The sequence below is a fragment of the Streptomyces sp. NPDC058457 genome (assembly GCF_042720695.1).
In the GTDB taxonomy this organism is placed as follows: Bacteria; Actinomycetota; Actinomycetes; order Streptomycetales; family Streptomycetaceae; genus Streptomyces.
This window is the reverse complement of the sequence record NZ_JBHXLU010000022.1, coordinates 105,485-130,382: the sequence shown is the minus strand read 5'-3', so window position 1 is coordinate 130,382 and position 24,898 is coordinate 105,485. Positions and strand designations below refer to the sequence as shown.

The following is a 24,898-nucleotide window of genomic DNA, read 5'->3' as shown; positions in this document are numbered from 1 at the left end:
GGTTACATTCCGAACCCGGAAGCTAAGCCTTACAGCGCCGATGGTACTGCAGGGGGGACCCTGTGGGAGAGTAGGACACCGCCGAACAAATATTGAGAAAGAGCCCCACACCTCACGGTGTGGGGCTTTTTCGCGTTTGAGAACTGGCCGGCCCCCGTCGCCCGGGAATCAGAGCCGGCCCGCTGCTTTCAAAGCCAGGTACGCATCCGCCAATGCGGGAGCGAGATCATCAGGTGTCGCGTCCACGACGGTCACGCCATGCCGGCGGAGTTGCTCCGCGATCCGATGCCGTTCGCTCTGGGCCTGTGCGGCCGCCGCTGCCTCATACACCGCGTCGGCGTTTCCCCGGGCCGTCGCCATGCGGGCGACATGCGGGTCGGCCACTGAAGCGAGCAGAACCGTGTGGCGTTGGGTCAGCTGGGCGAGCACGGGAAGCAAGCCCTGTTCGACCGGGGCCGTGTCGAGTGTCGTGAGCAGGACGATCAGGGAACGGCGTGGAGCCGTACGCAGCGCGGTGGCGGTGAGCCCGCGGGCGTCCGTTTCGACGAGTTCGGGCTCCAGCGCGGCCATCGCGTTGACGAGGGACGGGAGGACGTCACCTGCGGCGCGACCCTGGACGAGGGCGCGGACCCGGCGGTCGTAGGCGAGGAGATCCACCCGGTCGCCCGCGCGGGACGCGAGGGCCGCGAGGAGGAGTGCCGCGTCCATGGAGGCGTCCAGGCGGGGGGCGTCGCCGACTCGGCCGGCGGAGGTACGGCCGGTGTCGAGGACGAGGAGGATGCGCCGGTCGCGTTCGGGACGCCAGGTGCGTACCGCGACCGCCGACTGCCGCGCTGTGGCACGCCAGTCGATGGAGCGGGTGTCGTCGCCGGGGACGTACTCCCGCAGGCTGTCGAATTCCGTGCCTTCGCCTCGTGTCAGAACGCTGGTGCGGCCGTCGAGTTCACGCAATCGGGCGAGTTTCGACGGCAGATGCTTGCGGCTGGTGAAGGGGGGCAGAACCCGTACACTCCAGGGCACTTTGTGGCCGCCCTGGCGGGAGAACAGGCCGAGGGGGCCGTAGGAGCGGATGGTGACGCGGTCCGCCTGGCGGTCGCCGCGGCGGGTGGGGCGCAGACGGGTCGTGACGCGTCGGCGTTCGCCAGGAGGCACGTCAAGGCGGTGGCGTGAGGCCTCGACCTCCGTGCCCGGCTGCCAACTGCTCGGCGGCCAGCCGTCCCTGAGGCGAGCGCGGAGCGGGCGTCGGGACGGGTTGGTCACCGTGAGGGTGACGTCCGCGGTCTCGCCCAGGCGCGCTGATGTGTCGCCGGAGCGGGTCAGCACGAGACGTCGTACAGGGGCCGCCAGAGCGAAGTCGCAGGCGCAGGCCAGCACCAGGGGGCCGTCGACGGCGAGGACGCCCGTCCAACTCGGTCCCCAGATGCCGATGGGGATCGATCCGATTGCCGCGACGAGGGCGGCGCGTCCGGTGAGGGGCATCAGCGGGGAACCGGGACGTGGGCGAGGATCGAGTTGATGACGGAGTCGGCGGTCACGCCCTCCATCTCGGCCTCGGGGCGGAGTTGGACGCGGTGGCGGAGGGTGGGCAGGGCGAGGGCCTTGACGTCGTCGGGGATGACGTAGTCGCGGCCGGTCAGCCAGGCCCAGGCACGTGAGGTGGCCAGGAGGGCGGTGGCGCCGCGCGGGGAGACGCCGAGGGTGAGGGACGGGGACTCGCGGGTGGCGCGGCAGATGTCGACCACGTAGGCGGTGATCTCGGGGGAGACGGTCGTCTTGGCGACTGCCGCGCGGGCGGCTTCGAGGTCGGCGGGGCCTGCGACCGGGCGTACGCCGGCGGCGCGCAGGTCGCGAGGGTTGAAGCCCTCGGCGTGGCGGGTGAGGACGGCGATCTCGTCCTGGCGGGAGGGGAGAGGGATCGTCAGTTTGAGGAGGAAGCGGTCGAGTTGGGCTTCGGGGAGGGGGTAGGTGCCCTCGTACTCGACTGGGTTCTGGGTCGCCGCGACCAGGAACGGATCGGGGAGAAGCCGCGGGGTGCCGTCGACGGTGACCTGGCGTTCCTCCATGGCTTCGAGGAGGGACGACTGGGTCTTGGGCGGGGTGCGGTTGATCTCGTCCGCGAGGAGGAGGTTGGTGAAGACCGGGCCGGGCTGGAAGGAGAACTCGGCGGTGCGGGTGTCGTAGACGAGGGATCCCGTGACGTCGCTCGGCATGAGGTCGGGGGTGAACTGGACGCGCTTGGTGTCCAGTTCGAGTGCGGATGCGAGGGCGCGGACGAGCAACGTTTTGGCGACTCCGGGGACTCCTTCAAGGAGAACGTGTCCGCGGCAGAGGAGAGCGACGACGAGGCCGGTCACGGCGGGGTCCTGGCCGACCACGGCTTTGGCGATCTCCGCTCGCAGGGCCTCCAGGGAGGCCCGGGCGTCGGCCGGGTTCCCGGTGTTCCCGGCGTTGTCAGTGGTCGGGTCCATCATGGACGGCGTACCTCTCTTTCGAGGGCGTCGAGCTGGTCGGTGAGGGCCGCGTCGTCGCCGGGCGGCGGTCCGAAGAGCAGGGAGTGCAGGGCCTGCCCGTCGCCATGGAGGTGCGCGGACAGAGCGGGGAGCAGGGCCTCGGGCGCGTGCGCCTGGGAGACGGGGACGCCTACGAGGGGGGCGAGGCGGGTGCGAGCGGTGGAGCGAAGAGCGGCGGCCGCGCGGTCGCGGGCGTTCGCCTTGCGGTAGAGGCGGGCGCGGCCTTCGACGGTTTCGGAGGCACGGATCGCCACGGGGAGATTCTCGGGCACGAGGGGGCCGAGCCGGCGTGCCCGCCAGAAGGCGGCGAGGGCTGCGGCGATGAAGAGCTGCAGTGTGCCCCAGAGCCAGCCGGACGGGAGCAGGTCGAACAGGGATTTCTGGTCGCCGGTACCGGTGGCCGTGGCGTCGGAGAGCGAGGGGAGGTACCAGATCAGATGGGGGCGGGAGCCGAGGAGTTGGAGGGCGAGCGAGGCGTTGCCCTGCTTGTCGAGGCGGTCGTTGAGCAGGATGTCGGGCGCGCCGAGGACGACGGTGTCTCCGCTTCCGGAGGCCGCGGGGATGCGGAGGAGCGTGGCCAGGCGCTGGCTGGGGTAGCAGGTGTTGGCGTCGAGGTGGGTGGTGGTGTAGCGGATGCCACCGGTGTCGGCGCTGCCCGCCCGCCGGGCCGCGGCCAGGTTGCAGTGGGGGGCGAGTGTGGACCTGATGCTGGTGGCGGGGTCGGCGGTGACGCCGGGAGCGAGCCGTTCGACGGACGAGCTGCCGGCGGCGACCAGGACGGTGCGGCCGCCCGCCCGGGCCGTCGACGCCTGCAGCTGGGACTGCTGATGCGAGGTCAGCAGGTCCGGGACGGCGACGAGAAGGGTGGTGTCGCGGCCGGCCGCGGCGCGTGCCTCGGCGAGGGTGGTGACCACGCGGGTGGCCACGCCTCGGTCGGCGAGGAGTTCGGCGACGGCGCGGCTGCCGTAAGGGTCGGCGGAGCGCGGGTCGAGGTCGCCGTGCCTGCTGTCGGAGCGGATGACGGCGATGGCGACGGCCCCGGCGAGGATGAGCACCGCGGCGAGGACGATGCCCCGGGTGCGGGTCCACACCTGGCGGGTGGTCGGCGCGGTGGAGGTGGCGGGGGGCGGGAGAGCTACGCCGGTGGTCATTCGGCGGCTCCCTGGCGGGTGTTGTGGGCCGTGCTGTGGGCGCTGCTGGCGAGGACCGGCTTGGTGCGTTCCAGGTCGCGGTCGAGGTCGGTGATGCGGTCGTACGACGCCTGGGTCGCCCTGCGACCGCCGTATGTCACGTCGTCGAACTCCCGGGCGGCGGTGCGCAGCCGGTCGGTGTGGGCGGGCAGGGCGCGGCCGGCTTCGGCGGCGGCCTCGTCGGCGGTGCGGCCGGGGCGGACGTCGAGGAGGGCGCGTTCCTCCAGGGCGCGGACGACGGCGCGCATGCGTTCCTGGAGGGCCTGGTTCCAGTGTCCTTGGGCGGCGTGTGCCTCGGCGGCTGCGCGGTGTTCTGCGGCGCTGCGGAGACGGTCGTCGAACAGCGCGGCGGTGGAGGCGGGTTGGCGGCGGGGGGTGCCCAGGCGCCACCACAGGGCGCCCAGGACGACGATGACGGCCAGGACCACGACGACCAGGCCCAGTGCGCCTCCGGGCGTTGCGGACGCGGCGGCGGCGAGCAGCCGGTCGACCCAGTCCAGGACCGCGTTCAGGGCGCGCTGGAACAGCCCGGGGTCGTTCTCGTGGTACATCCGCTTGGACAGTTCACGCCGTGCCGCTTCCCGCGCGGGGTCGCGTGGGGTGGTCACGGGCGGTTGGTCGCCCGAGCCTGCCAGCGACAGCAGGGCGGTGTCCCGGGCCCGCAGCAGGCCTCGTACGGCCTCGTCGGCGGCGCGTGGCAGGGCTGCGGGCACCGCTGCGAGGATTCCCCCCGTCGGGCTCACCGCATCAGCTCCCCGGGACGGCGCCGGGGGTGGCGGCGCCGTAGTTCTCGACACCGGCGGCGCGGGCCAGTTCGAGGTCGAGGGCCTCGCGGCGGATGCGCTGGTCGATGTAGAGGAGCACGGTGACGCCGGCGTTGATCGGGAAGGTGAGCATGGCGCCGATCACCGAGCCGATCCCGGTGATGATGAGGAACGTCCAGCCGTAGTCGGCGTTGGTGTTCTGGAGGAAGCCGGTCAGGCCGTGGCCGCCGACGTAGGCCCCGATCAGGGTGAAGGGGACCACCGCGAGCGACGAGACGATGTTGGCGATGATCGAGGCGAGGAACTGGATGCCGAAGACCCGCCACCAGGAGCCGCGGACGAGCTTGGTGGAGCGGCCCAGCGACTTGGTGATGCTCTGCTTCTCCAGCATCAGCGCGGGCGAGGCCAGGGAGAAGCGGACCATCAGCCACACGGTGACGACGACACCGGCGAGGATGCCGAGGACGAGCAGGGCGGCGATGGCGGCTCCGGGGCCGCCGGCGATCGCGACGACGATGCCGGGCAGTGCGCCGACGAGCAGGATGCCGACGGCGATGAGCCCGGTCAGGAGGATGAGGCCGAACAGCTTGAGGACCTGCGGGCGGGCGTCGCGCCAGGCCTCGCCGATGGTGACGGACTTGCCGAGCACGGCGCGGCTGGTGACGGTCGTCAGCAGGGCTGTCGCGATGATGGTGCCGACCAGGGTGATCAGCAGGACGGCGCCCGAGCTGATCATGACCTCGCCCGCGGCGCGGCTGATCTCGGTGAGGGAGGCACTCGGGTCGTTGAGGGCGTCGGTGGTCTCGGTGTCGTTGAGGACGAGGCCCTGGAGGAGGATCACCGCGACCTCGGTGACGACGGCGACCGTCAGCGAGATGCCGAGGACCGTGCGCCAGTAGGTGCGCATGGTGGAGACGGCGCCGTCGAGGATCTCGCCGACGCCGAGCGGGCGGAGCGGGATCACGCCGGGCTTGGCGGCGGGCGGGGGGCCGCCCCAGCCGCCGCCCCAGGCTCCGTGTCCGCCGGGCGGGCCGTATCCGCCGGGGCCTCCGTAGCCGCCACCAGGCCCGCCTGGGCCCCCGTAGCCTCCGTAACCGCCGCCGGGGGGCTGGCCGCCCCAGCCGGGGCCGGGGGGTGGGGGCGGCGGTGCCTGGCCTGGTGCCGGGGTGCCGGTGGGCGTGGACCACTGGCCGGGCGGCGGCTGATCCCTGGACCACTGCGAGCCGGGGCCCTGTGGATCCGGACCCGGCTGATCGGCGGGCGGTTCGGCAGGCTCTGCGGGGACGGGGCGGTCGGCAGGGGCGGACGCGCCGGGTTCCCGCCCGTCGGACGGGGCGGATCCGGGCGAGGCCCAGCCCGGAGTGTCGTTCATCGAAGCTCCTTCACGGTGCCCGTCCGCGGGCGCGGCGGCAGGTTGGCTGCCATCGTGCCATGGGGTGGGCGCCCCGTGACCGGCCGCGGTAGAGGCTGCGCACCTTCAATTGTCCGCCGGATACGGGGCAGACTGACCGCATGGCTGATCAGTACGTGCGAACCGGCGAGGACAAGCGGCCGACGGGAATGCCAGTGATCCGGTGGGAGGAGCCGCCCGAAGGTCCTGTCGTGGTCCTTCTCGACCAGACCAGACTGCCGACCGAGGAGGTCGAGCGGGTGTGCACGGACGCGTCGGCGCTGGTGGAGGCGATCCGTTCGCTCGCGGTGCGCGGTGCGCCGTTGCTCGGGATAGCGGGGGCGTACGGCGTCGCGCTCGCCGCCGCGCGGGGCTTCGACGTGGATGAGGCCGCGATGGCGCTGTCGGGAGCCCGGCCGACGGCAGTGAATCTGTCCGTCGGGGTGCGCAGGGCGGCGTCGGCGTACCGTTCCGCTCTGGCCGGGGGCGGTGACACCGGGGCTGGGGCCGCGGCGGCGCTGGCTGCGGCGCGGGCGCTGCACCGGGAGGATGCCGAGGCCAGCGCCCGGATGGCCGAGCACGGGCTGGCGCTGCTGGACGAGTTGTTGCCCGGCGGAGGGCACCGGATCCTGACCCACTGCAACACCGGTTCGCTGGTGTCGGGAGGGGAGGGCACGGCCTTCGCGGTGGCGCTCCAGGCCCATCGTGTGGGGCGGTTGCGACGGCTCTGGGTGGACGAAACGCGTCCGTTGCTGCAAGGTGCTCGCCTGACGGCATACGAGGCGGCTCGCAGCGGCATGGCGTACACCTTGCTCACCGACAACGCGGCCGGTTCGCTGTTCGCGGCGGGGGAGGTGGACGCGGTGCTGATCGGGGCGGACCGGATCGCGGCCGACGGATCGGTGGCGAACAAGGTGGGGAGCTATCCGCTCGCGGTGCTCGCGCGGTACCACCATGTTCCGTTCATCGTGGTGGCGCCGGTGACGACGGTGGATCCGGAGACACCGGACGGGGCATCCATCGAGGTCGAACAGCGCCCCGGATACGAGGTGACCGAGGTCACAGCACCACAGGTGCCGGTGACGGGAGCGGGAGGCGGGATTCCGGTGGCACCCCTGGGAACCCAGGCGTACAACCCGGCGTTCGACGTGACGCCGCCCGAGTTGGTGACGGCGATCGTCACCGAGGAAGGCGCCGTTTCGCCCGTGACGGCTGAGGCACTTGCCGAGCTGTGTGCCAGGTCACGCCAGGTAACGATTAGCTAATGGGATGATGTCGGCTCGCCCGACGGAAACGGCCCCTCCACCTGCGGCGATTCGCAGGCCAAGGGGCCGTGACATCCAACGGCTACATCAACGAGCGTCAGAGTCGGACCGATCGGCTCCCAGCTCCCGAATCCGAGCCGGCTGCCGAAGCAGGTGGTCGAGCTGGCCCACCGCCGCGATCACGTCCGGGTCTAGGGCTTCAGCGTAGATGTCCATCGTCGTGGCGATCCGGCTGTGCCGGAGAATCGCCTTCACGATCCGGGGGTGGACCTTGAGATGCACCAGGAGTGTGCCGCAGGACTTCCGCAGCCCCTTCGGGTTCATCCTGCCGAGTCCTTCATCCTTGATCACACGCTGCATGGTCAGGTAGAGGTTCGACGCCAGGAGCGGGTGTCCCGTCCGAGAGATGAACACGTGCCCGTCCGGATCCTCGAACCACGGGCGCCCCATGCTCAGCGCGCGCTCACGAAGCATGGCCGTTCGCATCCCGGTCCAGCGCAGGGGCGCGATGCACTGCGCCGGCAGCGGCAACGGCGCCTTCGACGTGTCGGTCTTCAGCTCCAGGTCGATCGTGCCGGCGCTGGACCGCTGCCGTTGCTGCTCAACCCAGATGACCCGGTTGTCGAGATCGATGTTCTCCCACCGCAGCCCGCACACCTCAGCCCGCCGGAGACCGAGCAGGCACAGCAGCAGGAACGCCGGGTAGTACACGGTCAGCCGGCGAGCCGCAGCCAGGAACCGGAGCACCGTCACCGCGTCCCAGCTCTTGCCGTTGTCGGTGGTCGCACGGACGTGCACGAGCTTGGCTACGTTCCGAGTCAGCCCGATGTCTTCCACCATCGCGGCGGTGAGCGCCGCTGAGAGGACCCGGAGAGCCTGTCGAGCGGTCTTGGCCCCCTTCTCCTCTGCAAGCCGCTGTATGACTCCGCGCAGTTCCTTGACGCCCAGCTTCGCCATGACCTTGGAGCCCAGACGCGGACGCAGGTAGTAGCGCACGCCTTGCTCGTACGTCCGGTAGCTCAGCGGCTTCAGGTTCGGCTTCACCACGACCTCAAGCCAGTAGTCGAACCACTGCCCCAAGGTCATGTCCCGAGTCGGCGTCGGGATACCGCCCTGGGACCGCTCGATCAGCTCCCGGCGCTTCGCGTCGCACTCGTCGTAGGTCTTGCCGTAGGCGTACTTCCGCTTGACGGTGCCGTCCGGCTGAGGGACGTACACCGCAGCCTGGTATCGACCGTCAGAGCGCTTCGTGACCGTGCCCGAACCGTTCGGGTTCCGCTTGCGCTGAGGCATCAGGCAGCCTCCTCAAGACCCGAGCGGATGTAGTCCTGAAGCGCGCTCTCGGGAATCCGTCGGCACCGGCCCTCTTTGATCGACGCGAGCCGCTTCGTGCGGATCAGGTCATAGACCTTGGAACGGCTGTACTTGAGCCGCGTCATGACCTCGGGGACCTTCAGCAGCACGGGAGTGGGGGTGGTCATGTGGCGGCTCCTTCCAGTTCGAGCAGGGCGGGTAGTTCCTCTCGGGCGGTCTCGCGGTTGAGCTGGATGTCCTGGCGGATGTTGGCGGCGAGCCAGGATTCGCCGGGGGTGTGGCCGTGGCCGGCGTAGGACCAGTGCGCGAGGGTGAGCGTGGTGGTCTCGGTCTCGTCGTCTGGGTCGGGCAGGCCGAGGGAGTGGCGTTGCTGCTGCGCGCGATAGTCAGCGCGGACCTGGCGCAGGGCGCCCAGGGTGGTCGAGTAGCGGCGGGACTTCGTGGAGAAGTGGCCCCGGAAGCCGAGCATGTGAGCCCAGTCCTGGAGCTTGCGATCCGGATAGAGGGCATGCAGGTCCAGGCAGGCTTCGATCAGCCGGCGCGGGTGGTCCGGGACGCCGAGCAGCACGAGCGCTTCCTTGTTGCCGACCCGGCGGTCGACGGTGCCGGTGGTCTCGGCTGCCTTGGTCGCGTACTTGGCGACGTAGGAGGCTACGGCAGCTTCGGTGACGTCCTCGCCCTCGCCGAAGGCGCGGATCGGGCGTACGTCGACCTGAGTGCCCCACGTCAGGGTGCGGGCGGGCTGAGTGCGGGCCGGCTGGTCGGGGTTGGGTTGATGGTGGGCGGGGTCGACGTCGACCTGTGCGCGGCTGGCGGCGGCATGAATCGCGTCGGTGAGCAGGTCGAGGGTGGCCCAGGCCGGGGGCGGACTATCGGCCCCGTCCGGTCCGTCGAAGCGGATCACGGCGTGGAAATGGACGGCACCGCGCTTCTGGTACTCGGCGACCTTGCCGAAGGCGACGCGGGACTGTTCGTGCGCGTCTTTCTGGGTGAGGCCGGCGCGCTTGGCGATCTCGCGGCGTAGGTAGATCGTGAAGTAGCGCCACAGGTCGGAGGCGTGGTTGTTCCACAGCACGGCGCCCGCGTAGTCGTAGGTGTTGGGGTCGAGCGGGGTGCCGAGTTCGGGCGCGTCCTCCGGGTGGTGGGTGCCGCAGCGGCAGGGCCGGGTGCCGGGCCGGTTGTGCACCGGGCCGAAGGACGGCGCGGTGAGGGTGGCGAAGACGCGGGGGTGGTTGCGGATGGTTTCGGGAGTGCCTTTGGCGGGGTCGCCGACGAGGCCGGCGCGGATGAGGTGGTAGGTGTCTCCGGCGTAGGTCCAGGCGCAGGCGGGGCAGCGGGACGCGCGACGGTTGCCGCACGCGATCCGCAGCCGTCCGCCGGGCTCGTTGTCGGTGTCGTAGCGGTGCAGGATCTGACCGGTGGTGCGGTCGCGGGTGACGGTGGAACCTTGCAGGTGGATCGGGTCGGAGCAGCCGCCGGTACGGCGGATCTGGTCTTGGATGCGGTCGAAGCCGGGGGACCCGGCCAGCCTCAGCACGTCGGCGAGGGTGGCCGGGTCCAGGCCCGCCGTCATGGCGGGGGCGGTCACGCGCTGTCGTCCTTCCGGGGGTGGGTGTCGATCCACTCTTCGGCGCAGACCTTGTGGACGGGCTTGCCCTGGTCGGAGCGCAGCGGGGTGGGCTTGGTGCAGATCACGCAGGGCTGGTCGCCGGAGTGGTCGAAGTGCTCCGGAGAGCGCCAGTCGAGGAGAGCCACGCCGGTCACCTCCCGGCCCGCACGAGGGCGGCAGGGGCGGTGGTGCCGGTGCCGTGGCAGGCCTGGCAGTCGACGGGCAGGGTGGTGCGGGTGCCGTCCGGGTTGCGGGTGCCGGTGGTGATGGCGGCGCGGGCGAAGCCGTCGCAGTCGGAGCAGACGCGCGGGTTCGGGGTGTTCCGGGGCATGATGGGGCTTCCCTTTCGGGTCCGTTGGATCAGGAATGGGTGCAGGCGCCCGGAGCGGCGGAAGTTTGGCGACCGAGGCCGCTCCGGGGGCCGTTCAGATGTGCTTGTTGAGGTCCTTCAGCAGCGACTTGAGGACGACCGCGACCACGGCCACAGACACGGCGGTGATGGCGACGGCGAGGAGCATGGAGACCAGGACCGCGCCGACCACCAGAACCACGGCCGCGCCGCCACCGACGAGGGCGAGCGTGCTGCCGGCGGTGAGCTGCACGGTCGGCCGGGCCGGGACCGGCGCCACGGGGGCGACCGGAGCCGGGGCGGGAACGGCCTGGACGACGGGTGCCGGGGCGGCGGTCTGCGGCGTGGTAGGTGCCGCAGCCGGGGCGGTGTCCGGGGTGGGGTACTTCGGGGTGAACATCGGTGGATCTCCCTTCCGGGGTCAGTGGCAGGTGTGGGTGCGGGCGGCGAGTTCGGCGGCCGCTCGGTCGAAGTACTCGTTGGAGACGCCGCACTTGGGGGCGGTGCAGGCGGCGATGTGCTTGGTCTGGCCGTGGCCGTTGTTGAAGGTGGCGACCTTGACCGGCCCGATGCGGATCACGTCGTAGAAGCGGTTCGGGCGCACCGGTCAGTCCTCCTGTCGGAGGCTGGGGCCGGGGAAGTCGGTCAGGATGCGGGCGGCTTCCGTCGGGTCCGGGGTGCGGTCGGCGGCTTCCTCGGCCAGGAGCCGGGCCAGGGCGGGGCGGCCGGAGTCGGCCATCTCGCGGGCCGCGTCGAGGTAGTCGGACGGGCGGTCGAACGTGCGCATGGTGGAACCTCCTTTGCTGTCAGGCGAGTTGGGCGACGATGGCGTGTGCGAGGTCTTCCGGGACGCCGAGCCGGGCGCGCAGGGTGGCCGCGTCGATCTCGGCTCCGGTACGGGCACGGTGGTCGGTGGCGACCTTGCGGGCGTGGTCGATCAGCGCCGGGGGCACGCTCACCGCGGCCTTGGGCAGCGCCGGGACGGGTTCCGGCTCAGGGATCTCCGGGGCCGGGTCGGGTGTCTCGGAGCGGTCGACGTCGACCACCGGACGGGGCGCCGGTTCCTGCACGGGAGCGAGCTTCGGTGCCGGGTCCGGGGTGTGGTCGGTGTGCTGGTGGGCGAGCAGGGTGCCGCCGAGGAAGGCCAGGGCAGGCCAGCCGGCGACGCCGAGGCGGAGCAGTGCGGGCGGGTGGTTCATGTCGAGGAAGCCGGCCGTGGCGATGTTCGCGCCGAGGGATGCGACCAGGGCGACCACGAACCAGCACCAGGCCAGCCGGGACCGCTGAGCCCGCAGCCGGCGCCACGCGGCGACCAGCAGCAGGTCAACGCTGATCGGGTAGGCCCAGGCCTTCCATCCGGTCTGTCCGGCCGCTTGGGCAAGGTCGTGCAGGTGGGCGAAGGACAACGCACCCGCGATCACAGCCTGAACCAGTACCGCGTCCGGACGGATCGAGCGCTTCATCTCTTCACCTCCTTCAACGTGTTGGAGCAGGTCAGGGGACTAGTTCGGGGCTTCGCCGGAGCCGAGGCAGTTGAGGCAGAACCCCGTCTGTTTGCCGACGGTGCGGCGCTTGCGGCCGACCTGGACCGTGCGGGAGACCTCACCCGTGCCCTTGCACACCGAGCACACAGCAGGCTTCGGCTCCGGGGCCTTCTTCGCGGCCATCGGCATCTCCTTTCGGTTTCGGGCATGGAGCGGGTAGGGACCTGGCGCGAAGCGGTCGCGCCGACCGGAGTGCAAGTGGGGGATTACTTGGTGACCGGCTCCGGGATCACCAGCGCGGGAGCCTTGGCCGGTGTGCTGCGGACCACGGGCCGGAACGGGTCCAGGAACGCCAACTCCGGGGTCAGGTGCGCGTGTTCGCGGCAGACAGCCGCCGCCTCGTCGGGGGTGATCTCGGGGGTGCGGATGCGGGACCAGCCACCGGAGGTATCGCCGGCCACCGCGACGCCGGGACGGTCCGCCCGGATCGCCGTCACGGCCGACACCGCGTCCGGAGCGATGTCCCCCAGACCCATTTCGGCGGTCTGCTTGTCGTTGACGCGGTGCACCACGCGGCCGGTGAGCTGGGCACGCAGGGCGGTGGCGCCCCTGCCGAGGTCGGAGCCGAAGCGCTGCCCGCACACCTCCAGATAGATCCCGATCGCACGGGCCATCTGACCGAGGCGCACCAGTTGCATGACCGTGTGGTCGCGTGCCGCCTCGTCCTTCTTCGAGGTCACCAGGAACAGTTCCGCGATCTCGTCAATCAGCACGACCAGCGGCACCGGACGGACATCGTCCGGGAGGTCCCACAGGTCGGACGCGCCGTGCAGGGCAAGCAGGTCGAAACGCTCTTCCATCTCACGGACCAGAGCATCGAGCAGCAGGCCGGCGGACTGCGGATCGGTCGCGAGCGCCGACAGCCGCGCGGCGTAGCGGGACTGCTCCACACCACGCTTGCAGTCGATCCCCACCAGCCCAACCGGGAGCTGAGCCAACCCCTTGATCAGGTTGCGCTGATACATGGACTTGCCCGACAGAGTGGCACCCAGGGTCAGCGACATCGGAGCCTTGCGATAGTCCCGCACGAACACCGAACCGTCCTCCCGCAGGGCGACAGGAACGACCAGGTCACGCGGCTTGGCCGTGCGCGGCATCCGGACCCGACGGAGCACGTCGTAGCCGGTCATTCGCAGCTCGACATAGCCGGGCTTCGTCTCCGACACGGTCACCGACTGCACCCCGAACGCGTGCCGCAGACGCTGCGAGGACGCAGCCACATCCGCCGGCTCCAGACCGGCAGGAAGACGCAGGGTGACCAGGAGCCCGGTCGACGTACCACGGACCCGGCGGACCTTCGGCGGGACCGGCCGCACCTCACGGTGACCCACGGTCCGGGTCATGAAGGCCCGCAGGCGGGACGGCTGAACCGTCAGCCCGCACACCTCCATGGTCGACCCGTAGGTCCAGGTGAACCGGCCCCAGGTGACCGGCAGACCGACCAGCGACCAGTACACGCGCGGAGCGCGGACCTTCGCGTAGCCGAGTCCGCCGGCACCAGCGGCGGCGGTGCCCAGTTCGAGCCAGGGCGTGACGTCGGTCATGGTCAGACCCCGGCAGTGATCGCGACGGCGCGGAAGGAGATTCCGTGGCGCTTCTCGCCGTTGAACGTGTTCTCCCAGTCACGAGCCTTCAGGCCGATGACCCGCACCGGCATGCCCGGCGTCAGACCCTCGGGAAGGCCTGTCTCCGGCACGGTCACCTGGTAGAGGTTGCCCTCACCCTCGTCCGAGACCAGCAGGCCCACGGTCGACAGGCTCGCGTTGGTCTCCCGGTCCACGGCCCGCTCGCCGGTCTTCTTGTTGACCATCTTGGGTTCCGGCGCGGTCGCCACGAACACCACGGCGGTCGAAAGGTCGATCTTGAAGGACGGCATCGAACCACTCCTCATGGAGGTGAAGGAGGCCGAACGAACCTCCCTAGGGAGATTGAAGCGCAAGCTCCCTAGGGAGGTCAAGGGTGGTCGTTGCTGTCTGGTTGGAAAGGGAGTCCCGTGGACAGCAAAAAGGCCCACCGAAGTGGGCCTTTGTCGCGCCGGATTATTTTTTGACGATGCGTCAGCTTCCGAAGCTGTACCGCAATGCGTACGCGCCGGCGTCGAGCAGCATCCTGTTCACCTCGACTGCCTTGCCGTCCGAGGTGTACGCCGTGCGGCAGATCTCGATCACCGGCGTACCTGGCAGGATCGACAGCGCCGTCGACTCTTCCGGGCTGGGCATGCGTGCGCGGAGATCCTCGCTGAAGTGGACCGGCTCTGAGCCCAGTTCCGCCAAGCGCTTGTAGATCCCGCCCGGCCCGGCGTCCGGCAAGGCGATCTGCGAGTCCCGCGTGAGGGCGGCTGGAAGGTATGAGGTGGCCATCTGCACGGGTTCACCGTCAACGAGGTAGCGCCGGCTGCGCACGATGACGCGTTCGTCTTCGCTCAGTCCGAGAGTTCGGGCGACCCAGCGGGGCGCGTCCGTCTCGAACACCTCAAGATCGGCAGGGGTCATCGGTCGCTCACCGACGTCCACTGACCAGATGGACTTTCCGGTTGCCCACTGATTACGCGACAGGCGCTTTGTCGCATCCCGCAAGATCGGTTTGAACTCCCGAACGTACGTTCCGGAGCCGGGGCGGGATACCGCAACCCCCTCAGTCACCAACAGCTTCAACGCGCCGTTCGCTGTCATCTTGGCAACGCCGTAATCCCTGACGAGCGCCGGTTCTCCTGGCAGTCGGGCGCCAGGCCCAAACTCACCGTCATCGATCCGTGCCCGCAGGTCATCGGCGATCTGCCGTGCCGTCTCGGGCATCGGTCAGCCTCCACTTCCCTAGGGTGCTTTCAGGCTAGTGGGTACCCACCATGGGCGCGAACCCTCAGTGACCTTCGGGTGAGGACTGTTACAGGTTTCTCTACCTCATCAAGCCGGCTGCGCTCCGCTCCGCCGGGCGCGCTCCCGGCTCCGCTGCGCGCTGCGCTCCTGCCTTCGGCCCGCTCTGCGCGCGCTGCGCCGACGCGCGCCCACGTGGAATGTGCCGGGGCATGAGTCGATCACCGTAGAGACGCAGCCACGGTCAGAGCAGCCTCCGGCGGGGGCGCTCAGGCTCCGAGATGGCGGGGGCGCCGTTCGCGAGTGCCGGCGAGTCGTGGCGTGCGCGGGGTGCTCCCATCCCGTCTGCCATCGACCCAGGCAGAGCCGAGCAGACGCGGCCCATGGCGTCCAGGTCGTTCGTACAGTGGCGCGCTCCACCTGGACGCCATGAACCACGCCCGCTCCACGGTGTGTGGGTCGACGGCAGACGGGATGGGAGCTGGGGTGATTCGTGGTGAAGGCAGGTCTTCACCCTCCTGTCATGACGGGAACGATCACCGCCGCGATAGCCGAAAGTAGACCCCCCACAGCCAGGAAGGCGTTGAACTTCTCCGTCGCGCTCGGGAAGACTGCCCGGCTGAAGTCTCCGGCCTTGCTGCGCAGAACGATCATCTTGAGTTTCTGCCAACGATGCTGGCGGTTCCGGCACCCCATCAGGATGCCGTATGCGTTGTTGCGGCAGTAGGTCTTCCCGTCCCGATTGACCGCTCCACACCAGACCGGTACCTGGAAGGAGGCGTAGGCCGAGACCGCGACCGACAGAGCGACAACGATCGGTAGTGACCACCGCTGAGTCCACGCGACGATGAGGGCCGCAACTGCTATGTAGCCCCAGTACAGACGCATCGATTTCCCCATGGATGCGGAGAGTAGGGGGCATATGCGCGGCAGCGGCAGAGGTGATCGAGCCATGCAGAGCATGACTGACCTCGGACAGTCGCGGTAGGCCGATCGGTATCCTCGGCACACTCGCCAGGCGGGCGAGCTGACATCCGTCACTGACATCAACGTCGACGGACGGGGGCAGACAGTGACGGTCCGCAGCGACTATGGTCACTGGCCGGTGAGCCTGGTCACCTGCGCAACCTTCACTGTTATGAGAATGGGATGATGTCGTTTATGAAGGGACGAGTCCTTGTCGTCGACGACGACACCGCACTGGCCGAGATGCTCGGCATCGTGCTGCGTGGTGAAGGTTTTGAGCCGTCTTTCGTAGCCGACGGTGACAAGGCGCTGGCCGCTTTCCGTGAGACCAAGCCCGACCTGGTGCTCCTGGACCTGATGCTGCCCGGTCGGGACGGTATCGAGGTGTGCCGTCTGATCAGGGCGGAGTCCGGGGTGCCGATCGTGATGCTCACGGCGAAGAGCGACACCGTCGACGTGGTCGTGGGCCTGGAGTCGGGCGCGGACGACTACATCGTGAAGCCGTTCAAGCCGAAGGAGCTGGTGGCCCGGATCCGGGCCAGGTTGCGCAGGTCGGAGGAGCCGGCGCCGGAGCAGCTCGCCATAGGTGACCTGGTCATCGACGTGGCCGGGCACTCGGTGAAGCGGGACGGGCAGTCGATCGCGCTGACCCCGCTGGAGTTCGACCTGCTGGTCGCGCTCGCCCGCAAGCCGTGGCAGGTGTTCACGCGTGAGGTGCTCCTCGAGCAGGTCTGGGGCTACCGGCACGCGGCGGACACCCGCCTCGTCAACGTTCATGTCCAGCGGCTGCGCTCCAAGGTCGAGAAGGACCCGGAGCGGCCGGAGATCGTGGTGACCGTCCGTGGTGTCGGATACAAGGCGGGACCGAGCTGACATGTCCGGGGACAGTGCCGCTTCGGCCCCCGGTCGGTCCGGGGACCGACCGGAGCGGCCTGTCGGCGGGAAACGGCTCGCGAAGCGCTGGCGGCTGCTCTTCGAGGGTGGCCTGCTCCAGGGCGGGGTTCAGGGCAGCCCGGTGCTGCGCCTGTTCATGCGCTGGGTGCGGCGGCCGCTGCTGCCGGTCATGCGGCTGTGGCGGCGCAACATCCAGCTCAAGGTCGTTGTCACGACCCTGCTGATGTCGCTGGGCGTCGTACTGCTGCTCGGCTTCGTCGTCATCGGGCAGGTGCGCAACGGCTTGCTGGACGCCAAGGTGAAGGCTGCGCAGAGCCAGGCCACTGGTGGTTTCGCGGTGGCCAAGCAGAAGGCCGACGAGGCCGCGACCGGCACCGGTGTCACCGCCGAGACGGCGGACGGACGGCAGTCGCAGAACCTCACCTCGTGGATGAGCGACCTCGTGGATTCCCTGTCCAGCGGTGGCCAGGGCGCCTTCGAGGTGGTGACGCTGCCAGCAGGCGACAACAACGGTGGCGGCGGTCGCGGGCCGCGCGCCTCCGGTCAGCTCGACCCGACGGCATCCGTGCCCGACGACCTGCGCACGCGGATCAACGGCAGCACGACTGCCGCGCAGAGCTACACGCGGATCATCTACACGGACGACAAGGAGTCGCAGCCTGCTCTGGTCATCGGCAAGCAGGTCAACGACCCGAACAACAACCCGTACGAGCTGTACTACCTCTTCCCGCTCACCCAGGAGGAGAAGTCCCTCAGCCTGGTGAAGGGCACGCTGGCGACCGCCGGGCTGTTCGTCGTCGTACTCCTCGGGGCCATCGCCTGGCTCGTGGTGCGCCAGGTCGTCACTCCCGTGCGGATGGCGGCCGGGATCGCCGAGCGGCTGTCGGCGGGGCGGCTCCAGGAGCGGATGAAGGTCACCGGCGAGGACGACATCGCGCGGCTCGGCGAGGCCTTCAACAAGATGGCGCAGAACCTCCAGCTGAAGATCCAGCAGCTGGAGGAGCTGTCGCGGATGCAGCGCCGTTTCGTGTCCGACGTCTCGCACGAGCTGCGGACGCCGTTGACGACCGTCCGGATGGCGGCCGACGTCATCCACGAGGCACGCGAGGACTTCGACCCGGTGACCGCGCGGTCCGCGGAACTGCTCGCCGACCAGGTGGACCGGTTCGAGTCGCTGCTCGCCGACCTGCTGGAGATCAGCCGGTTCGACGCGGGCGCGGCGGCGCTGGAGGCCGAGCCGATAGACCTCAGGGAGGTCGTGCGGCGGGTGGTCAGCGGCGCCGAGCCGCTCGCGGAGCGCAAGGGCACGCACATACGCGTGGTCGGCGACCTGCAGCCCGTGGTGGCCGAGGCGGACGCCCGGCGCGTGGAGCGGGTGCTGCGCAACCTCGTCGTCAACGCCGTGGAGCACGGCGAGGGCAAGGACGTCGTCGTCAAGCTGGCGGCGGCCGGCGGCGCGGTCGCGGTCGCGGTACGCGACTACGGCATCGGGCTCAAGCCCGGCGAGGCGACCCGGGTCTTCAGCCGCTTCTGGCGGGCGGACCCGGCACGCGCGCGTACCACCGGCGGTACGGGCCTGGGACTGTCGATCGCCCTGGAGGACGCACGGCTGCACGGCGGCTGGCTGCAGGCGTGGGGGGAACCGGGCGGCGGCTCGCAGTTCCGGCTGACGCTCCCCAGGACGGCGGACGAGCCGCTGCGGGGCTCGCCGATACCCCTGGAGCCCAAGGACTCCCGGCGCAACCGGGGGCTCGACGGCGCCGGTCTGCCGGGCGGCGGCGAGGACAAACGGGCGACGGTACCGGTGCAGCCGGGCGGCCAGGCGTCGGCGCTCGCGCCGATGCAGCAGCGGATGGCCGCCGCGGCCCCCACGGCCGACCCGACCGCGCTGCCCGGCAACGGCGCACGCGTGGTGCCCCGCCCGGCCCAGGGCGCACGGCGTCAGGAGGGCATGCCCGAGACCGGTCAGGCCGGCGGGGCGGACGAGTCGAACAAGCCAGGGGAGGCATTTCGTGGGCGCTGACCGCAAGGGGAGCGCTCGGCGCAGACCGGCGCGCGCGGTGGCGTACGCCGCCTGTGGGGCCGTACTGCTGGCGGGCTGTGCCTCCATGCCGGACAGCGGCGACCTGCGGGACGTCGAGTCCACGCCGCGGCAGGACACACAGGTACGGGTGTTCGCCATACCGCCGCAGCAGGACGCCTCTTCCACGGAGATCGTGCAGGGCTTCCTGGAGGCCCTGACCAGTGACGATCCGAACTACGACACGGCGCGCAAGTATCTGACCAAGACCGCCGCGAAGACCTGGCAGCCGGAGTCGCAGGCCACGGTGCTGGCGGACGGGCCGAGCATCCAGACGGACCCGCGTCCGGCGACCCGGGAAGGCACCGACAGCATCACCTACACGCTCCAGGGCAGCCGGGTGGCCACCGTCGACGCGCAGCAGGCGTACGCGCCCGCGGACGGGGCGTACCGCAGGACGGTGCATCTGACCAAGGACGCCAAGAGCGGGCAGTGGCGGATCGACTCGCTGCCGCAGGGTGTCGTGATGGGCAAGTCCGACTTCCAGCGCAACTACACGTCCGTCGACAAGTACTACTTCGCCTCGGACACGTCGGCCGAGGAGACCGGGCAGCCGGTGGCGGTCGCCGATCCCGTCTTCGTGCGCAGCGGCGTGGACCCGACGACCCAGCTGGTGCGTTCGCTGCTCAAGGGTCCCACCACCTGGCTCGGCCCGGTGGTGCGGTCGAGTTTCCCGACCGGTACGACGCTGAAGAAGGGCGTGTCCGGGCTGGCCCCGGACGATCAGAACCGGGTCACGGTGCCGCTGAACGTGAAGGCGTCCCGGATCGGGGCGGCCCTGTGCAACGAGATGGCGACCCAGTTGCTCTTCACGCTGCGGAACCTGACGCCCACCGTGGATTCGGTGGCGTTGCAGTCCGTCAGCGGCTCCCACATGTGCGACGCCGACGAGGAGGAGGCCGAGGCCACCGCATGGCGCGCCTCCGCCAAGCACCCCGACTACCTGTACTTCCTCGACGGCAAGCACCGGTTGGTGCGGATGACGACCGGCGGCCCGGGCACCGGCGCGGTCGCGGTACCGGGCCCGTTCGGCGCGGGCACCAAGCCGCTGCGGTCGGTGGCGGTCGCCCGCGACGAGCGGACCGCGGCCGGGGTCACCAGTGACGGCAGGTCGCTGTACGTCACCTCGCTCGCGTCGGCCGGTTCGCTGGGCGACGCCGTGCTGACCAGTCACGGTGCCACCGAGGACGACCGCCTGACGGCGCCGAGCTGGGACGCCCGCGGCGACCTGTGGGTGGCCGACCGGAACCCCGCCAAGCCGCAGCTGTACATGCTGGCGCAGGGCGTGGGCCAGCCGCTGGCCGTACAGATCCCCGAACTGAACGGCCGTATCGAGGACGTGCGGGTCGCCGCGGACGGGGTGCGGATCGCGCTCGTCGTCGAGAAGGACGGCAAGCAGTCGCTGCTCGTCGGGCGGATCGAGCGCACCAAGTCCGATGACCAGCAGGAGGTTTCGGTCCTCGAACTGCGCTCAGCCACCCCCGGCTCCGAGGAGGTCACCGCGATGTCCTGGGCCGGGGACAGCCGGCTCGTGGTGGTCGGGCGCGAGCAGGGTGGTGTGCAGCAGACGCGGTACGTCCAGGTCGACGGCTCCACACCGGACGGGCCGGCGCCCGCGGCTCTCACGGGCGTCCTGGCGATCGCGGCGTCCGAGGACGACCGGGTGCCGCTGGTGGCCGACTCGCAGGACGACGGGATCGTCAGGCTGCCGTCCGGGGACCAGTGGCAGAAGGTGGTCAAGGACGGGTCGGCGCCGGTCTATCCGGGCTGAGCCCCGAGCCGTGCGTGAGCGGCCGTCCCGGACCGGCGTCGAGCCGACGGGACGGCCGTTTTTCGTTGCCGGGTGCTGGGTGCTGGGTGCTGGGTGCTGGGTGCCGGGTGCCGGGTGCCGGGTGCCGGGTACACGGTGCCGGAGCCGTTGTGCGCCTCGGGCGACTGTTCTCGGGTACAGCACCGGCTTAGAACGACAACAGGCACCTCCTCACCCGTGTGGGTGACGTGCTGTGCGTGTCGCGTGGAGTTGTCCACAGGCGGTTGTCCACAGGGGTGGCCGGTGCGGCCGGTCATTGGCACAGTGGGCACATGCGGGGGTGGTGGCAGGACCTCACCGACCTGGTGCTACCGGCCGAGTGCGGAGGCTGTGGGACGCCTCGCGCGGTGCTCTGTGCCGAGTGCCGTGCCGCCCTGAGCGGGGCCGTACCGCGCCGGGTGCGACCGGTGCCGGAGCCGCCCGGGCTGCCGGCGGTGTACGCGGCGGCGCCTTACGCGGACGAGGTACGGGCGGCTCTTCTCGCCCACAAGGAGCGCGGTGCGCTGGCACTCGCCGGGGCGCTGGGCGCGGCGCTGGCGGGAGCGGTGCGGGCCGGGCTCCGGGACGGCCCGACCGTGCGGATCGTCGCCTCCTGGAGCGGTGCGACGGGTGGCGCCGACGCCACCGGACCCGTGCTGCTCGTCCCGGTGCCGTCCGCGCCGTGGGCCGTGCGGGCACGAGGGCATGATCCGGTGCGGCGGATCGCTCTCGCGGCGGCAGCGGAGTTGCGGCGGGCCGGGGGCTCGGCCCGGGTGGCCCCGGTGCTGAGGCAGCGGCGGGCCGTGGCCGACCAGTCGGGGCTCAACTCCCGGCAGCGGTTCGCGAATCTCGCGGGTGCGCTGGAGGTGACGGCGGACGGTGCCAGGCTGCTCGCCGGGGGCCGTGTCGTCCTCGTCGACGACCTCGTCACCACGGGCGCCACCCTGGCGGAGGCGGCGCGTGCGGTACGGGAGGCCACGGGGGCCGGAGGGGCAGGAGAGGGAACAACGGCCGTGTATCGGCGCACGGCTTGGGAAGGAAGGGAGGAAAGACAGGCCGGATCACGGGAAGAGCGGGTGAGGTGGACACGGGACGCACCGGGAATGGCCGAGGTGAACGGCCTCGCGGGGCCGATCCGTGCGGCTGTGGTCGCGGCCGCATCGGATTCCTTCGAAATGAACCGGAACTGACCGTGAACGTACAACGTTGCAGGTAGTGACAGGGTCAATTCACCTGAATGGAGGTACGCATCAGTAGAGGGTGACGACATCCGTCCGGGCGAGATATGTTCGGTTGTGAGGGAGAAAGCCGCAGGCCATGTCTCCCCTATCCGAATGCCGTGCCGCGGGTTTTCCGTAATCATCGCGGTGCTGGGGTGCAGATCTTGCCCATGGGGGAGGAGGAGGTGAAGTCGCCGAGTCCGAGGCTCCGGGGTTCACCGGAGCTGGGTGCAAAAGGGAGATGCTCCGCAGTGCAGCGGAGCGATCCGGGAACGGAGTTCTGCGTGGACATCGTCGTCAAGGGCCGCAAGACCGAGGTGCCCGAGCGGTTCCGCAAGCACGTGGCCGAGAAGCTGAAGCTGGAGAAGATCCAGAAGCTCGACGGCAAGGTGATCAGCCTCGACGTCGAGGTGTCCAAGGAGCCCAACCCCCGACAGGCCGACCGTTGCGACCGAGTGGAGATCACGCTCCGCTCCCGCGGTCCGGTGATCCGGGCGGAGGCAGCGGCCAGTGACCCGTACGCGGCACTCGACCTGGCGGCGGAGAAGCTGGACGCGCGGCTGCGCAAGCAGCACGACAAGCGGTTCTCGCGCCGTGGCGCACGGCGTATCTCGGCCGCCGAGGTCCCCGACCACGTCCCGGGCGCGGCGACGCTCAACGGGAACGGCTACCCCGTCCATGAGGAAGAGCCCGACGGCGTGCCCACCAAGAAGATGGGCTCCCTGGAAGTGAAGGGCGAAGGCCCCCTCGTCGTCCGCGAGAAGACCCACGTCGCCTCCCCGATGAGCCTCGACCAGGCCCTCTACGAGATGGAACTGGTCGGCCACGACTTCTACCTGTTCGTCGACTCCGAGACCAAGGAGCCGAGTGTCGTCTACCGGCGGCACGCGTACGACTACGGCGTCATCCACCTCAGCACGGACCCGATGGTCGCCCAGGCGCAACCTCCCGCGGCGGGAGGCACGCTGGGCGGCTGACCCGCCCTGCCGGCAGCTGAGCCGGTGCCCCTGGAAGCGCCGTGCGCCCCCAGGGGCACCGGTGTGCGACCACTTGGCGCCCCGCTCTGTGACCCTGTTGTCGCCCGAGCATGGAATCATGGCCGCAACGGCCCAACCGGTGGGCCGCTGCCTTGGGTTGGCGGGATGGCACAGCACCACAGGCCACAGCCTTCAGGGGGAGGAACGATGGCGGACAGCTTCGGACCGATGCGGGACAGCGATGCCGACGACGGCGTCGTCGGCATGGGCCCGGACGCGGGCGGTACTCCACGCAAGGAACCGATCAGAGTCCTTGTCGTCGATGACCATGCCCTCTTCCGCCGCGGACTGGAGATCGTGCTCGCCGCCGAGGAGGACATCCAGGTCGTCGGGGAGGCGGGCGACGGCGCGGAGGCCGTCGACAAGGCCGCGGACCTGCTGCCCGACATCGTGCTGATGGACGTCCGGATGCCCAAGCGCGGCGGCATCGAGGCCTGCACCTCCATCAAGGAGGTCGCACCCAGCGCGAAGATCATCATGCTGACGATCAGTGACGAAGAGGCCGATCTCTACGACGCGATCAAGGCGGGCGCGACCGGGTACCTCCTCAAGGAGATCTCCACCGACGAGGTGGCCACCGCTATTCGCGCGGTGGCCGACGGCCAGTCGCAGATCAGCCCGTCCATGGCGTCGAAACTCCTCACCGAGTTCAAGTCGATGATCCAGCGCACCGACGAGCGCCGGCTGGTGCCGGCGCCGCGGCTCACCGACCGTGAACTCGAAGTGCTCAAGCTGGTTGCCACGGGGATGAACAACCGCGACATCGCGAAGGAGTTGTTCATCTCCGAGAACACCGTGAAGAACCATGTGCGCAACATCCTGGAGAAGCTGCAGCTGCACTCCAGGATGGAGGCGGTGGTCTACGCGATGCGGGAGAAGATCCTCGAAATCCGCTGAGGCCGCCGGCGTGGGCGCCGGTCAGCGCAGCGCGGCGATCAGGGCGCGGGTCACTTCCTTGAGGAGCGGCTCGCGCAGCTCGGGGGCGTCCACGCGCTCCACGCGCACCGTCGTGCAGTCCACCCAGCTTGCCGCCTCGACCAGCGCCTCCGCCACCGCCGGGACCGCCTTCGGGCCGTCCAGCGTGACCTGGCGGGCCACCAGGAGGCCGCCCGCCTCGCGCGCCGGGTCCACCCGGCCCACGAGCCGGCCGCCGGCCAGCACCGGCATCGAGTAGTAGCCGTGCACCCGCTTCGGCTTCGGGACGTACGCCTCCAGGCGGTGGGTGAAGCCGAAGATCCGCTCCGTGCGCGCCCTGTCCCAGATCAGGGAGTCGAACGGGGAGAGCAGGGTCGTCCGGTGCCGGCCGCGCGGGGGCGTGGCCAGGGCCGACGGGTCCGCCCAGGCGGGCTTCCCCCAGCCCTCCACCTCCACCGGGACCAGACCCGAGTCGGCGATCACCGCGTCGACCTGCTCGCCCTTGAGCCGGTGGTAGTCGGCGATGTCCGCGCGCGTGCCGACGCCCAGCGACTGCCCGGCCAGCCCGACCAGTCGGCGCAGGCACTCGGCGTCGTCCAGCTCGTCGTGGAGCAGCGCGTCCGGGACCGCGCGCTCGGCCAGGTCGTACACCCGCTTCCAGCCGCGCCGCTCGACGCACACCACCTCGCCGTACATCAGCGCGCGCTCCACGGCGACCTTGGTGCCGGACCAGTCCCACCACTCACTGGTCTTCTTCGCGCCGCCCAACTCCGTCGCGGTCAGCGGCCCCTCGCCGCGCAGCTGCTTGATGACCTGGTCGTAGACGCCGTCGGGAAGATCGTGGCTCCAGTGCGGGCGGTCGCGGTAGGCGCGGCGGCGGAAGGCGAAGTGCGGCCACTCCTCGATGGGGAGGATGCAGGCCGCGTGCGACCAGTACTCGAAGGCGTGCGGTTGTGTCGGAGACGCGCCCAAAGATCCTGTCTGCCAGTAGGCGGCCTCGACCGTGCGGCGGCCGACGCGGCCGAGGCGGGCGTACGGAATGAGCTCGTGGGAGCGGGCGAGGACCGAGATGGTGTCGAGCTGGACCGCGCCGAGGTGACGGAGCACGCCCCGGACGCCGGAGCGGCGGTCGGGGGCACCGAGGAAGCCCTGTGCCTTCAGCGCGATCCGGCGGGCTTCGTCCGCCGAGAGGGCGGCGGCGGGGCGCGGGAGGGTCGTCATGGGTCGGACGATAGAGGGTGGCACTGAC

27 protein-coding genes and 1 rRNA gene are annotated in these 24,898 nt (G+C 70.5%); 8 read left to right on the top strand and 20 right to left on the bottom strand.

Features of this window, described 5'->3' with window-relative positions; all coding sequences use genetic code 11:
- Positions 1 to 87, top strand: a 5S ribosomal RNA gene (gene rrf / locus ACFWPS_RS19795); the annotation flags it as partial.
- Positions 88 to 168: 81 nt separating this feature from the next.
- On the opposite strand, the gene ACFWPS_RS19790 is transcribed toward rrf, so the two are convergent.
- The 5 genes from ACFWPS_RS19790 to ACFWPS_RS19770 are packed head-to-tail and all read right to left on the bottom strand — an operon-like array spanning position 169 to position 5,836.
- A complete protein-coding gene (locus tag ACFWPS_RS19790; RefSeq protein WP_383706763.1) occupies positions 169 to 1,479 on the bottom strand; it encodes a DUF58 domain-containing protein in 1,311 nt (436 codons plus the stop codon).
- Positions 1,479 to 2,468 (bottom strand): AAA family ATPase, encoded by a 990-nt coding sequence (locus ACFWPS_RS19785; RefSeq protein WP_383706761.1) that lies wholly within the window; start codon positions 2,466 to 2,468, stop codon positions 1,479 to 1,481. The genes ACFWPS_RS19790 and ACFWPS_RS19785 overlap by 1 nt, the downstream gene beginning before the upstream one ends.
- Positions 2,468 to 3,661 carry a DUF4350 domain-containing protein gene (locus tag ACFWPS_RS19780; RefSeq protein WP_383706759.1) on the bottom strand — a complete coding sequence of 398 codons (1,194 nt, stop codon included), beginning with the start codon at positions 3,659 to 3,661 and terminating at the stop codon, positions 2,468 to 2,470. The genes ACFWPS_RS19785 and ACFWPS_RS19780 overlap by 1 nt, the downstream gene beginning before the upstream one ends.
- On the bottom strand, positions 3,658 to 4,413 hold the full coding sequence (locus ACFWPS_RS19775) for a DUF4129 domain-containing protein (protein WP_383706757.1): 756 nt from the start codon (positions 4,411 to 4,413) through the stop codon (positions 3,658 to 3,660). Before ACFWPS_RS19775 ends, ACFWPS_RS19780 begins: the two co-directional genes overlap by 4 nt.
- 34 nt (positions 4,414 to 4,447) lie before the next feature.
- A complete protein-coding gene (locus ACFWPS_RS19770; RefSeq protein WP_383706755.1) occupies positions 4,448 to 5,836 on the bottom strand; it encodes a hypothetical protein in 1,389 nt (462 codons plus the stop codon).
- 140 nt (positions 5,837 to 5,976) lie between these two features.
- Between ACFWPS_RS19770 and mtnA the strand changes: the two genes are divergently transcribed.
- Complete coding sequence (mtnA, locus tag ACFWPS_RS19765; RefSeq protein ID WP_383706753.1) at positions 5,977 to 7,119, top strand: S-methyl-5-thioribose-1-phosphate isomerase; 1,143 nt, start codon at positions 5,977 to 5,979, stop codon at positions 7,117 to 7,119.
- 87 nt (positions 7,120 to 7,206) lie between these two features.
- Here the strand turns inward: mtnA and xerC are convergent, their stop codons facing one another.
- From xerC to ACFWPS_RS19695, 14 genes are all read right to left on the bottom strand, one after another.
- Entirely contained in the window at positions 7,207 to 8,412 is a 1,206-nt protein-coding gene (gene xerC / locus ACFWPS_RS19760; RefSeq protein WP_383706751.1) for a tyrosine recombinase XerC, read from the bottom strand.
- Positions 8,412 to 8,600: a helix-turn-helix domain-containing protein gene (locus tag ACFWPS_RS19755; protein WP_383706749.1), complete on the bottom strand. Its 189-nt coding sequence runs from the start codon at positions 8,598 to 8,600 to the stop codon at positions 8,412 to 8,414. Before ACFWPS_RS19755 ends, xerC begins: the two co-directional genes overlap by 1 nt.
- Complete coding sequence (gene repSA, locus ACFWPS_RS19750) at positions 8,597 to 10,006, bottom strand: replication initiator protein RepSA (RefSeq protein ID WP_383706771.1); 1,410 nt, start codon at positions 10,004 to 10,006, stop codon at positions 8,597 to 8,599. Before repSA ends, ACFWPS_RS19755 begins: the two co-directional genes overlap by 4 nt.
- An 11-nt stretch (positions 10,007 to 10,017) precedes the next feature.
- Positions 10,018 to 10,188: a hypothetical protein gene (locus ACFWPS_RS19745; RefSeq protein ID WP_383706747.1), complete on the bottom strand. Its 171-nt coding sequence runs from the start codon at positions 10,186 to 10,188 to the stop codon at positions 10,018 to 10,020.
- A 5-nt stretch (positions 10,189 to 10,193) separates the two neighbouring features.
- A complete protein-coding gene (locus tag ACFWPS_RS19740; RefSeq protein ID WP_383706745.1) occupies positions 10,194 to 10,373 on the bottom strand; it encodes a hypothetical protein in 180 nt (59 codons plus the stop codon).
- Between the two features lie 94 nt (positions 10,374 to 10,467).
- Complete coding sequence (locus ACFWPS_RS19735) at positions 10,468 to 10,791, bottom strand: SpdD protein (protein ID WP_383706743.1); 324 nt, start codon at positions 10,789 to 10,791, stop codon at positions 10,468 to 10,470.
- Positions 10,792 to 10,812: 21 nt separating this feature from the next.
- A complete protein-coding gene (locus ACFWPS_RS19730; protein ID WP_383706741.1) occupies positions 10,813 to 10,995 on the bottom strand; it encodes a mobile element transfer protein in 183 nt (60 codons plus the stop codon).
- A gap of 3 nt (positions 10,996 to 10,998) precedes the next feature.
- A complete protein-coding gene (locus ACFWPS_RS19725) occupies positions 10,999 to 11,178 on the bottom strand; it encodes a hypothetical protein (RefSeq protein ID WP_383706739.1) in 180 nt (59 codons plus the stop codon).
- Positions 11,179 to 11,197: 19 nt separating this feature from the next.
- Positions 11,198 to 11,854 carry a DUF2637 domain-containing protein gene (locus tag ACFWPS_RS19720; protein WP_383706737.1) on the bottom strand — a complete coding sequence of 219 codons (657 nt, stop codon included), beginning with the start codon at positions 11,852 to 11,854 and terminating at the stop codon, positions 11,198 to 11,200.
- A 39-nt stretch (positions 11,855 to 11,893) separates the two neighbouring features.
- A complete protein-coding gene (locus ACFWPS_RS19715) occupies positions 11,894 to 12,058 on the bottom strand; it encodes a hypothetical protein (RefSeq protein ID WP_383706735.1) in 165 nt (54 codons plus the stop codon).
- An 83-nt stretch (positions 12,059 to 12,141) separates the two neighbouring features.
- Positions 12,142 to 13,479 carry an FtsK/SpoIIIE domain-containing protein gene (locus ACFWPS_RS19710; protein WP_383706734.1) on the bottom strand — a complete coding sequence of 446 codons (1,338 nt, stop codon included), beginning with the start codon at positions 13,477 to 13,479 and terminating at the stop codon, positions 12,142 to 12,144.
- A gap of 2 nt (positions 13,480 to 13,481) precedes the next feature.
- Positions 13,482 to 13,811 (bottom strand): hypothetical protein, encoded by a 330-nt coding sequence (locus ACFWPS_RS19705; RefSeq protein ID WP_383706732.1) that lies wholly within the window; start codon positions 13,809 to 13,811, stop codon positions 13,482 to 13,484.
- Between the two features lie 181 nt (positions 13,812 to 13,992).
- A complete protein-coding gene (locus ACFWPS_RS19700) occupies positions 13,993 to 14,730 on the bottom strand; it encodes a GntR family transcriptional regulator (RefSeq protein ID WP_383706729.1) in 738 nt (245 codons plus the stop codon).
- Positions 14,731 to 15,258: 528 nt separating this feature from the next.
- On the bottom strand, positions 15,259 to 15,648 hold the full coding sequence (locus ACFWPS_RS19695; RefSeq protein ID WP_383706727.1) for a hypothetical protein: 390 nt from the start codon (positions 15,646 to 15,648) through the stop codon (positions 15,259 to 15,261).
- Positions 15,649 to 15,897: 249 nt separating this feature from the next.
- Between ACFWPS_RS19695 and mtrA the strand changes: the two genes are divergently transcribed.
- The 6 genes from mtrA to ACFWPS_RS19665 all read left to right on the top strand — a co-directional run bounded on the left by mtrA (position 15,898) and on the right by ACFWPS_RS19665 (position 23,631).
- Entirely contained in the window at positions 15,898 to 16,587 is a 690-nt protein-coding gene (gene mtrA, locus ACFWPS_RS19690) for a two-component system response regulator MtrA (protein ID WP_015659998.1), read from the top strand.
- A gap of 1 nt (position 16,588) precedes the next feature.
- On the top strand, positions 16,589 to 18,631 hold the full coding sequence (gene mtrB / locus ACFWPS_RS19685; RefSeq protein WP_383706725.1) for an MtrAB system histidine kinase MtrB: 2,043 nt from the start codon (positions 16,589 to 16,591) through the stop codon (positions 18,629 to 18,631).
- Complete coding sequence (locus ACFWPS_RS19680; protein WP_383706723.1) at positions 18,621 to 20,459, top strand: LpqB family beta-propeller domain-containing protein; 1,839 nt, start codon at positions 18,621 to 18,623, stop codon at positions 20,457 to 20,459. Before mtrB ends, ACFWPS_RS19680 begins: the two co-directional genes overlap by 11 nt.
- Positions 20,460 to 20,770: 311 nt before the next feature.
- Positions 20,771 to 21,667, top strand: a complete 897-nt coding sequence (locus ACFWPS_RS19675) for a ComF family protein (RefSeq protein WP_383706721.1) — start codon at positions 20,771 to 20,773, stop codon at positions 21,665 to 21,667.
- A gap of 314 nt (positions 21,668 to 21,981) precedes the next feature.
- Positions 21,982 to 22,674: a ribosome hibernation-promoting factor, HPF/YfiA family gene (gene hpf, locus ACFWPS_RS19670; RefSeq protein WP_383706719.1), complete on the top strand. Its 693-nt coding sequence runs from the start codon at positions 21,982 to 21,984 to the stop codon at positions 22,672 to 22,674.
- A 207-nt stretch (positions 22,675 to 22,881) separates the two neighbouring features.
- Positions 22,882 to 23,631, top strand: a complete 750-nt coding sequence (locus tag ACFWPS_RS19665) for a response regulator (protein WP_383706717.1) — start codon at positions 22,882 to 22,884, stop codon at positions 23,629 to 23,631.
- A 21-nt stretch (positions 23,632 to 23,652) separates the two neighbouring features.
- Here ACFWPS_RS19665 and ACFWPS_RS19660 read toward each other — a convergent pair whose 3' ends face one another.
- Positions 23,653 to 24,870 (bottom strand): winged helix-turn-helix domain-containing protein, encoded by a 1,218-nt coding sequence (locus ACFWPS_RS19660; RefSeq protein ID WP_383706715.1) that lies wholly within the window; start codon positions 24,868 to 24,870, stop codon positions 23,653 to 23,655.
- Positions 24,871 to 24,898 lie beyond the last annotated feature (28 nt).